This is a genomic window from Ilyobacter sp. (assembly GCF_041583315.1).
In the GTDB taxonomy this organism is placed as follows: domain Bacteria; phylum Fusobacteriota; class Fusobacteriia; order Fusobacteriales; family Fusobacteriaceae; genus Ilyobacter.
Genome location: NZ_JBFHGC010000027.1, coordinates 1 through 10527, shown reverse-complemented (window position 1 = coordinate 10527; position 10527 = coordinate 1). Strand labels below are relative to the sequence as shown.

Sequence of the window (10527 nt, the reverse complement as noted above, 5' to 3'; positions counted from 1 at the left end):
TTTATACTTTTCCTGGCTCACCTTAAAAATGTAGCTGCTCAGTCTGTGGAGGAGACCCCAAATCTGCTTCCTAAGCTGAAAGAAGCCGGGGTTGTAGATGCTGGCGGAAAAGGGATGTTTTATATCCTGGAAGGTTTTGAAAAATCTGTAACAGACCCAGAGATGCTGAAAGACCTAGAGAGGATAGTTCAGTCTCAGTCACACAGACGTGAAAAGCTAGAACACAGTATAACTTCAAATGAAAAAATAAATTTTAAATACTGTACAGAATTTATAATAGAATCTGGAGATTTTGATCTGGATAAATATAAGGCAGATATTTTGACCATGGGTGATTCTATGGTGTGTGCTCAGACCTCTAAAAAGACCAAGACTCACATACATACCAACAATCCAGGAAAAGTAATAGAGATAGCAGGGAAACTAGGAGATCTCAATCATATAAAAATAGAAAATATGAAGATCCAGCATAGAAATGTTCTGGCAAAGGATGTAAGATATAAATCAGAAAAGTCAACAAAAGCCAAGACTATACTGAAGAATGAAAACAGCCGACCAGTGGCTTATTTTGCAGTGGCCGACAATCTACAGGTAGGAGAACTTTTTATAAACAGCGGGGCTTCTGCTGTTTTGATAGGAGGTCAGACTCAAAATCCCAGTGTCTCTGATATAGAGAAAACACTAGAACAGATAAAAGCTGAAAAAATAGTAATACTTCCAAACAACAAAAACATAATTTCATCCTCTAAAATAGCGGCAGAAAGATCCTCTAAAGACATAACTGTAATAGAAACAAACTCTATGTTAGAGGGCCACTATATCCTGAAAAACAAGGTAGAGACTCTGAACGAACTTGTGAAAGGTGTAAAGAGGAACATCTCAGTAGAAATAACAAAAGCTGTGAGAGATACAAAGTCTGAAGAGATGATAATAAAAAAAGGGGACCACATAGCCCTTGTAAACGGAAAAATCAGAAAAAAATCAGACAGTGTAGAAAAACTTATAGAGGATATATACAGAACCTATATAACGGGAGATACCTTGAGTGTTTTTGCAATGATGGGAAAAGATTCAACAGAGCACGGGAATAAAGTACTGAAACCAGAATCAGATGTGAGGTATTCAGACTATCCTGGAATGCAGGACAATTATTCCTATTACATTTATATAGAAAACAGAGATCCGGAACTTCCGGAGATAGCTGTGGTAACTGACTCCACATCAGATCTGAATGAAGAGTTTATAGGTGATAGGCATATCGACATAATCCCGCTGAAACTAAAATTAGAAGGGGATAAATATTATAAAGACGGTGTAGATATTTCCAAAGGGGAATTCTGGAAAAAAGTGCTGAGCGGAGACGTAATTCCAAAAACCTCACAGCCGTCTCCCGGAGAGTTTAAAGATCTTTATGAGAGACTTTTTAATAAGGGTTATAAAAAAATAATTTCTATACATATTTCAAGTAAGCTGAGCGGGACCCAGCAGGCCGCCAAAGTAGCCAGGGGAATGCTAGGAAGAGAAAAGGATGTAGCCATTGTAGATTCTAAATGTGTCACTCTAGGACTAGGTCATCTGGCACTAGAATCAGCGAGACTGGTGAAAGAGGGTCATAGTTTTGAGGATATACTGGAATGGATAGATGAAGCTCAGAATAAGGTAAAAGTATATTTTGTAGTAAGAGAGCTCTCCTTCCTAGAGAAGGGTGGCAGAATAGGAAAGGCTTCCTCAATGTTAGGGGATGTTTTCCAAATAAAACCTGTTTTGACAATTGAAAACGGAGAGGTATGTACCGAGAAAAAGCCTATCGGAGACATGGGTGCTATGAGGTACATGGAAAAATTAATAAAGAATGAGTCGAAAAACGGATCAATAATTCTTTATACAGGATGGGGCGGGACTCAGGATGAGCTAGATAGTGCGGATCAGCTGAGAACCATCGGAGATAAACAGAAAAAATCAGAGTATAGGGGAAGATTTGAAATAGGAGCTGCCATAGGTTCACATAGTGGGCCAGTTTATGGAATGGTTATTTTTCCTAAAATTAGATAAGATTAAAGCCGGATATTTTTCCGGCTTTTTTTTAAAAATTATATAAAATGATAAATTTGGTCAAACATTAACACAAAGAAGCTCTATTTTTTAAGATGTATATTTCTTGACAATGGTATATAATTAGTAGTATAAATAAGTTTGTGGTAAAAAAAACCAAATAATAATTTTGAAAATATCGTTAATTACCATTTAACAAAAGTTTGATATTTTGATTTTTACATAAATCAGGCTAAGGCTAGGAAAATATCAAATAAAGAGTATACTTAGATAGAAGATTATAAACTCTTGCGAGGAATTAATATTATAGGAGGGAAATTTATGAAGCTTTCCAGTTATTTGGATCCAAAACTTATTTTTACAAACCTGGAGGTAGAAACAAAAGAAGAGGCAATAAAGTTATTGATAGAAAAATCGGCACAAGAGGATAAAAAAATAGCCTCAATGAAAAAGGAAATATTAAAGAGTGTGCTAGAAAGAGAAAACGAGATTTCAACTGCCATGGGTCAGGGAATTGCTATCCCCCATGCAAGAATTGAAGGATTGGATGATTTCATAATTATAATAGGCTTGCTAAAAAATCCTGTCAGATGTCAGGTTGCTGCACTTCACAAAGAAGATGACGTAAAAATGGTAATCCTTCTAGTTTCTGAAGTTCTGAGGAATAAAAGAATGCTGAAGGTAATGTCCGGAATCATGAAAATAGCTTTAAAGAATCCTAAAGTTTTGGAAGAGATAAAAAATAGTTCCAATGCTAATGTTTTATTTGATTTTATAAAAAATGCCGAGGTAGAAATTGACGGAAAGATAGTAGCAGAAGATGTACAGAGTCCGGATCTTATGCCTGTACACCCAAAGGATACTCTGGAAGAGGTTGCTAAAAGGCTTATAATGGAAGACAGAACCGGACTGCCAGTAGTAGAAGAGGGACGGTTTCTGGGAGAAATAACAGAAAGAGAACTTATAGAATTTGGTATGCCAAAATATATATCTGTTATGCAGGACTTGAATTTCCTCACTGTGGGAGAACCTTTTGAGGAGTATTTGGTAAATGAAAAAACAGCTACCATAGAGGATTTGTACAGAAAAATGGATGTTATCACGGTGGATAGAAAAACTCCGATCATGGAAATCTGCTTTTTAATGGTAAATAAGGGAAAAACGAGAATTTATGTTGTGGAAAATGGTAAATATTATGGAATGATCCAGAGATCAGACATAATTAAGAAAGTTCTTCACATTTAATGGAGGTTATTTAATGTTACAATTGATTGTCGGGTTACTGATTTTTGTATTTGTATTTTTTTTGATAATAACAGAAAAGGTTCCCAGTGTTTTAGCTACCATGGGTGGTGGGCTTGCAATGGCTCTTGTGGGTCTACTAAATGAGGAAGAAGCTCTAGAGGCTGTGGCTTCGAGGCTTGAGATAATATTTTTATTGATAGGTATGATGATAGTTGTACATCTCGTATCTGAAACAGGAGTATTTCAGTGGTTTGCAATCAAGGTCGCTCAGCTTGTAAGGGGAGAACCTTTTGCCCTGATAGTACTGCTCTCTGTAGTCACAGCAGTATGTTCTGCATTTCTAGACAATGTGACGACAATACTTCTAATGGCTCCGGTATCTATACTACTGGCAGAGCAGCTTAAACAGAAGCCTTTTCCATTTATCATGACAGAGATAATGGCTGCTAATATAGGTGGAGCTGCTACTCTGATAGGAGATCCTACTCAACTTATCATAGGAAATGAAGGGAAGCTGGGATTTAATGAGTTTATATTCAATACGGCTCCGGTTGCCATAATAGCTTTTGTGTCGCTTCTGGTGACAGTGTATATTCTATATGGTAGGAAGATGGTAGTATCTAGAGATCTAAAGGCTAGAATAATGGAACTAGACGCCAGCAGATCTTTGAGAAATATGAGTCTTCTGAAACAGTCAGGAACAATATTTGTACTTATAATTACTGGATTTATAATGAATAATTTCATTGATAAAGGGCTTGCCATCATTGCCTTAAGTGGTGCAGTAGCACTTATTATTCTGGCGAAGAAGAAACCTGAAGATATATTTAAACATGTAGAATGGGACACTCTCTTTTTCTTTATAGGCTTATTTATTATGATAAAAGGTATCGAAGAAACACATCTCATAGATATGCTAGGGGAAAAGATAGTACATCTGACAGCTGGAAACTTTAATTTTGCGGTAATGCTTATTACCTGGGTCTCAGCACTATTTACATCTATTATTGGAAATGTAGCCAATGCAGCTACTGTGTCTAAGATAATTCATGTAATGAGTCCATCTTTCCAACAGCTAGGAGATGTAAAAGTCTTTTGGTGGGCTCTTTCACTGGGATCATGCCTGGGAGGGAATGCTACCATACTGGCTTCGGCAACCAATGTCGTGGCTGTGGCTGCAGCTGCAAAAGCCGGGTGTAAAATATCTTTTGTAGAATTTATAAAGTTTGGAGCTATAATCTCAATACAGACACTAATTATTGCCAGTGCTTATCTGTGGTTCAGATATTTGTAGAAAAAAACAGGGCTTTTTAAGAGCCCTGTTTTTTTTATCACTGAGTGACAAAATAATGTATTGTTTATTAATCGAGTCATGAACCCCCTGGAATAGATAAAAACAGCTCTTTATGATATAATTTTACCAAAGAACAGGAGGGATTTTGATGAGGGTTTTTAGGTTTGACGAGATAGATTCGACCAACAGTTTTTTGAAAAGAGAGAATAAACTTGAAAATTATGATCTGGCAATTGCCAAAAATCAAAGTGAAGGAAGAGGAAGAAGAGGAAATACCTGGGTCTCCAAGGAAGGCGCGGCCCTTTTCAGCTTTGTGCTGAAAGAGGATTCCAACCTTATTATGGAGGAATACAGAAAACTTCCCTTAGTGGTAGGAGTAGCTGTTCTGAGGGCACTTAAAAAATTTGAAAATTTAGATTATAAGTTTAAATGGACAAATGATATATATGTAAATGACAAGAAAATATCGGGAATTCTGGTGGAAAAAATAAATGAAAACTTTATAATCGGAATAGGGATCAATGTGAATAATGAAGATTTTGGAGACCTTAGCAGCCCGGCTAGTTCTATGAGAATAGAAAGCGGGAGAGAATTTCATATTGAAGAAGTGGTATTTGCAGTTGTTGAGGAGTTTAAAAACTGCTTCAAAGAATTTGTTGATGGAGAATGGAAGCTCATGTTGAATGAGATAAATAAGGCGAATTACCTCCTGGATAAACCTGTAACGGTAAAGATAATAGATAAGATAATACGGGGTATAGGGGGAGTAGTTCTAGAGGACGGAACCCTGGAGGTAGCAGTAGACGGGATCAAGAAAAGCTTTGATATAGGGGAGGTACATATCTCCTTTAAGGATAATCAATAAAAATCAGATGACAAAAAGGGAGGTAAAAGTGAAAGGCAAGGTAGTGGTGGGAATGAGCGGAGGGGTAGATTCATCTGTAGCGGCGTACCTTCTAAAGGAAGAAGGCTATGAGGTTATAGGGGTCACACTCAAACACCTGGGTGATGAAGACTCTGAAAATACAAATACTAAAACCTGCTGCTCTCTAGATGATATACATGACGCAAAAATGACCTGTTTTAAATTGGGGATACCACATTATGTTATAAATACAGTTGATCCTTTTGAAAAGGAGGTAATCAATTATTTTATAGGGGAATATTCTAATGGAGTTACACCTTCTCCATGTGTGATCTGTGACGAGAAGATAAAGATAAAAAAACTTGCAGAAGCTGCTGACAGACTGGGAGCAGATTATATATCAACAGGGCACTACTGTGACGTAGCTTACAGCGAGGAGCTAGGATCACATCTTTTAAAACTTTCTAAAAGTGCTGCAAAAGATCAGACTTATATGCTCTACAGAATCGGAGAAGAGGTGCTAAAAAGAATGCTGTTCCCTCTGAAAAATCTGGAAAAAAACAGGGTTAGAGAGATAGCCAAAGAGGCCGGGATATCGATTCATAATAAAAAAGATAGCCAGGGAATATGCTTTGCACCTGAAGGATACAAGGAACTTTTGAAAAGGCATCTTGGAGAAAAAATAAAACCTGGAAATTTTGTCACAAAAGACGGGACTGTTTTGGGGAAACACGAAGGATATCAATTATACACCATAGGCCAAAGAAGAGGACTTGGAATAAATTTTCCAAAAGTTTATTTTATAATAGAGATAGACCCTGATAAAAATGAAATTATTTTAGGTGATTTTGAAGACCTTATGAAAAAAGAGGTAGAGTTAACTGACTCTGTTTTTTTGGCAGACATAGAAAAACTTGAAAAAATAAAGCTTTTGGGAAGACCAAGATTTTCAAGTACAGGACTCTCTGGAAGATTGAAAAAAATAGGAGATAGTGTATTTTTTATATATGATGAAGAAAATGCAAGAAATTCCCCGGGACAGCATATGGTAATTTACTATAACGATCTGGTGATAGGTGGAGGGAAAATAATTTTTTAAAAAAAATGATCCAGAATATTATTCTGGATCATTTTACTTATGATTTTTTATAATAATTAATAAGACATCCTTCGATTATAGTTTCTCTCTCTTCATCTGTAAGGTCTGTGAGAGTCAGGTCAAATTCTTTAATATCATCCCCTATAACATAGGCTTTTATAGTATCCACCTTATTATGTATAGAGTTTTTTACATCTCTAATCAAGATAAAGTCATCATCTGCAAAGGGAACCTCTCCCTCTATAGTAAAAGGAATCATACCCCAGTTAATAAGATTTGAACGATAACGCTTGGTAGCATACTCCTTGGAAATATTGGCCCATCCTCCCAAAACTTTCTGACATGAAGCCGCCTGTTCACGGGCAGAACCGTCCCCGGGTTTATTGGCATAAATAGTACTACCGATTCCTGTAGCCTTGGGATCGATGTTTTCCAGTCCCGGAATGGTTTTTATCTTATCGAAAACTTTTTTAAGGTTTGTATCTGAAGAAGTGGGATCATTTCCATTTTCCCTTTCTTTTTCAAATATCTGAACTGCCTTTGAATTTTCCACATATTCAGGAACCCTACGAGACAGAGTAAACTCAGCCAGTTTTAATGGGTTTGAACGGAAAGATGATGCTTCTCCAGAAGGAATAAGCTCATCAGTGGTGGTCACAGGATCTTCTATAAAGGCAGTGACCTTGAGTAAAAGATTATCTGTGAGCTTTGGCATTGCAGGCCAGTCCACAATATTCGGACCGAATGTCAGCTCTGATTCAACAGGATGCTCATATCCATAATAAACCCTGTTTTTATAAACTGTATCATCAAATTTATATTCTGGCTTTGTGTATTCTATATCCAGATCTGTAGCAGGAGTTAGGATACCACCGTTTATAGCTGTGGCAGCTACTGACCTTGCATCCATTAGTGCCACAGACGAGATCTGTCCCTCTCCAGGTTTAGAACCTTCTCTGCTTGGAAAATTTCTGGTAGTGTGACGCAGACTCAGCTGGTTATTGGCAGGAGTATCTCCTGCTCCGAAGCAAGGTCCGCAGAATGTAGTCCGAACAATGGCTCCGGAAGCCATAAATTTAGCAGTAGAACCATTTTTTACAAGGCTCAGAGCTGTAGGCTGGCTGGAAGGATATACACTAAGTGAAAAATCATGACTGTTTACCGGCTTGCTGTCTAGAATGTCAGCAACATCTACAAGGTTATCATACGTACCTCCGGCACACCCGGCGATAATTCCCTGTTCTGCATGAAGTTTTCCGTCTATGATTTTACTTTTGAGATCAATTTTGAGTCCCTGTTCTGCAGCTTCTTTTTCCACCTTTGTTAGAATCTCTTCTAAGTTTGCATTGAGCTCTTTTATGGTGTAGACATTACTCGGATGGAAAGGAAGAGCGATCATAGACTCAATCTTTGACAGATCCACTTCGATCATTCCATCATAATAAGCGATATTTCCAGGGTTCAGCTCTTTGTAGTCCCCTATACGTGAGTGTGCTCCGAGATAATCTTTTACCTTTTCGTCAGTAGTCCATATAGAGGAGAGACATGTAGTCTCTGTGGTCATGACATCTATACCGTTTCTGAATTCTACATTCAGTCCGGAAATGCCATCTCCCACAAACTCCATAACTTTATTTTTTACATATCCGTTTTTGAATACAGACCCGATTATAGCCAGGGAGATATCCTGAGGGCCGATACCTTTTTTAGGTTTTCCTGTGAGGTAGACCCCTATAACCTCTGGACATTTGATATCATAGGTTTTATTCAGAAGCTGTTTTGCAAGCTCTCCTCCACCTTCACCTATAGCCATAGTTCCCAGGGCTCCGTATCTCGTGTGAGAGTCAGATCCTAAGATCATTTTTCCGCATCCTGCCATCTTTTCCCTCATATACTGGTGAATGACGGCCTGATGGGCAGGTACGTAGATTCCTCCGTATTTTTTGGCAGCAGAAAGTCCGAACATGTGGTCATCTTCGTTTATGGTACCACCGACAGCACACAGACTGTTGTGACAGTTTGTCAAAACATAGGGAATGGGGAATTTTTTTAGACCGCTGGCCCTAGCTGTCTGGATAATTCCCACGTAGGTTATATCGTGGGATGCCATGCAGTCAAATTTTATATTAAGTTTTTCCATATTATCAGATTTGTTGTGGGATTTCAGTATGGAATAAGCCATTGTATTTTTCCTCGCCTCAGCTGGAGTGGTTCCCAAATTTTTTCCAGAATCAACAGGTACGATCTTATTTCCGTCTACAAGATATACTCCTGAATCACTAAGTTTTATCATTAAAATCCTCCTTGGATAAAGTTTCGACTGTTAAAAATCATGTGTTTATTCATCGCTCAGATCGTTATTCCTGTCTGAGATCTGATTATTTTGTTATTCTAGAAGAGAATGATTTGATAGAATTTATTTTATCAATTATTGCCTGAGTAATTTCCGTAGTAGTAGCCTTTCCACCCATGTCTCTTGTAAGGTGTTTTCCTTCTTCCATGACTTCGATTATGGCTCTATAGACAAGCTCTGCTCTGTCAAAATCCTCTAGATATTTCATCATATGAACTGCACAAAGTAGAACAGCGATTGGGTTAGCCAGGTTTTTACCGGCTATATCAGGAGCACTCCCGTGCACTGCTTCAAAAATAGCTATATCATTACCTATATTTGCACCTGGAACCAGTCCGAGTCCTCCTACAAGACCTGCAGCAAGATCAGAAAGAAGATCTCCGTAAAGATTTGGTGCCACTATAACTTCAAACTGAGAAGGGTTCATAACCATCTGCATACACATATTGTCTACGATAACTTCTGAAAGCTTTATATCCGGATAATCCTTAGCCACTTCTCTGACACAGTCGAGGAATAATCCGTCTGCCAGTTTTAGAATATTTGCCTTGTGGACAGCAGCAACTTTTGTTTTTCCGTGCTGTACTGCATATTCAAAGGCAGCCTTTGCAATTCTCATGGAACCTTTTCTTGTCACTACTTTTTTTGCCACAGCAGTGTCTTCATCTTCCATCTCCTCTATACCGATATAGAGACCCTCTGTATTTTCCCTGAAAATAACAAGGTCGATGTTATCATATTTAGACTTAACTCCCGGAATGTTTTTGACTTCTCTTATATTTGAATAAAGATCATATTTCTTTCTCAGCTGGACGTTTATGCTTCGAAAACCCTTTCCGATAGGAGTAGCGATAGGTCCTTTGAGGGCTACTTTATTTCTCTCTATACTTTGAAATACTTCATCAGGGACAAGAACTCCGGTCTTTTCAAATACCTCTGCACCGGCGTTTACTACCTCCCACTCTGCTTGAAATCCAGCAGCCTCTAGTATTTTTACTGTACTACCTGTAACTTCAGGTCCTATTCCGTCTCCTGGGATGAGTGTAATTTTATGCATAATATCTCTCCTTTCTAACACAGTTAGATTTATTTTTTTGTTTTTTTGGCATTAAAAAAGTTTTTATCAGAGGCTACTTTATAATATACAAAGCAGCAGAATAAAAACCTTTACATAAACTGTATAAATCCTAAAATGGATTGCTATTAATATAATATATAATAACATCGGACACTGTATACAGCAAGTTTATTTTTTATATCAGTAACATATAGTGTGTATATAAGTATTATTTTGAGTTGGAAATTTTGAATAAATTAAATTAATAGTTGAATAGTTATGGCATAGATGTATAATTAACTGAAGATGCGAGTTAATTACTAAAATTAAATTATTGAATTTATATGATGTCACTTTTCTCTTGAAAGAAAAGTAACCAAAAGTTCAAGGCTGTGAAAAATCAGCTAAATGACCTTGAAAATCCAAGAAAAACTCGAAACTCGCTGCGCTCAAACAGTCGATTTTTTCTAAGGATTTCTCTGCGGTCATTCTTAACGCTGATTTTATCAATGCCACTTAAAGATTAGAATATTTAAATGCTTTTTAAAATCTTTAGAATCTT

General features: G+C 37.3%; 7 protein-coding genes. 5 read left to right on the top strand and 2 right to left on the bottom strand.

What is annotated here, in order from left to right:
• From ABZA26_RS02015 to mnmA, 5 genes are all read left to right on the top strand, one after another.
• Positions 1–2052 (top strand): DegV family protein (locus tag ABZA26_RS02015; protein WP_372712853.1); only part of this gene is annotated, 2052 nt, incomplete at its 5' end.
• 321 nt (positions 2053–2373) lie between these two features.
• Entirely contained in the window at positions 2374–3297 is a 924-nt protein-coding gene (locus ABZA26_RS02010; protein ID WP_372712852.1) for a PTS sugar transporter subunit IIA, read from the top strand.
• Positions 3298–3310: 13 nt separating this feature from the next.
• On the top strand, positions 3311–4591 hold the full coding sequence (locus ABZA26_RS02005; protein WP_372712851.1) for an ArsB/NhaD family transporter: 1281 nt from the start codon (positions 3311–3313) through the stop codon (positions 4589–4591).
• A 148-nt stretch (positions 4592–4739) separates the two neighbouring features.
• Positions 4740–5456 carry a biotin--[acetyl-CoA-carboxylase] ligase gene (locus ABZA26_RS02000; RefSeq protein WP_372712850.1) on the top strand — a complete coding sequence of 239 codons (717 nt, stop codon included), beginning with the start codon at positions 4740–4742 and terminating at the stop codon, positions 5454–5456.
• Positions 5457–5463: 7 nt separating this feature from the next.
• Positions 5464–6555 (top strand): tRNA 2-thiouridine(34) synthase MnmA, encoded by a 1092-nt coding sequence (mnmA, locus tag ABZA26_RS01995; RefSeq protein WP_372712849.1) that lies wholly within the window; start codon positions 5464–5466, stop codon positions 6553–6555.
• 37 nt (positions 6556–6592) lie between these two features.
• Here mnmA and ABZA26_RS01990 read toward each other — a convergent pair whose 3' ends face one another.
• Both ABZA26_RS01990 and ABZA26_RS01985 read right to left on the bottom strand, forming a co-directional pair.
• On the bottom strand, positions 6593–8848 hold the full coding sequence (locus tag ABZA26_RS01990; protein WP_372712848.1) for a hydratase: 2256 nt from the start codon (positions 8846–8848) through the stop codon (positions 6593–6595).
• Positions 8849–8933: 85 nt separating this feature from the next.
• Complete coding sequence (locus ABZA26_RS01985; RefSeq protein ID WP_372712847.1) at positions 8934–9965, bottom strand: isocitrate/isopropylmalate dehydrogenase family protein; 1032 nt, start codon at positions 9963–9965, stop codon at positions 8934–8936.
• Positions 9966–10527 lie beyond the last annotated feature (562 nt).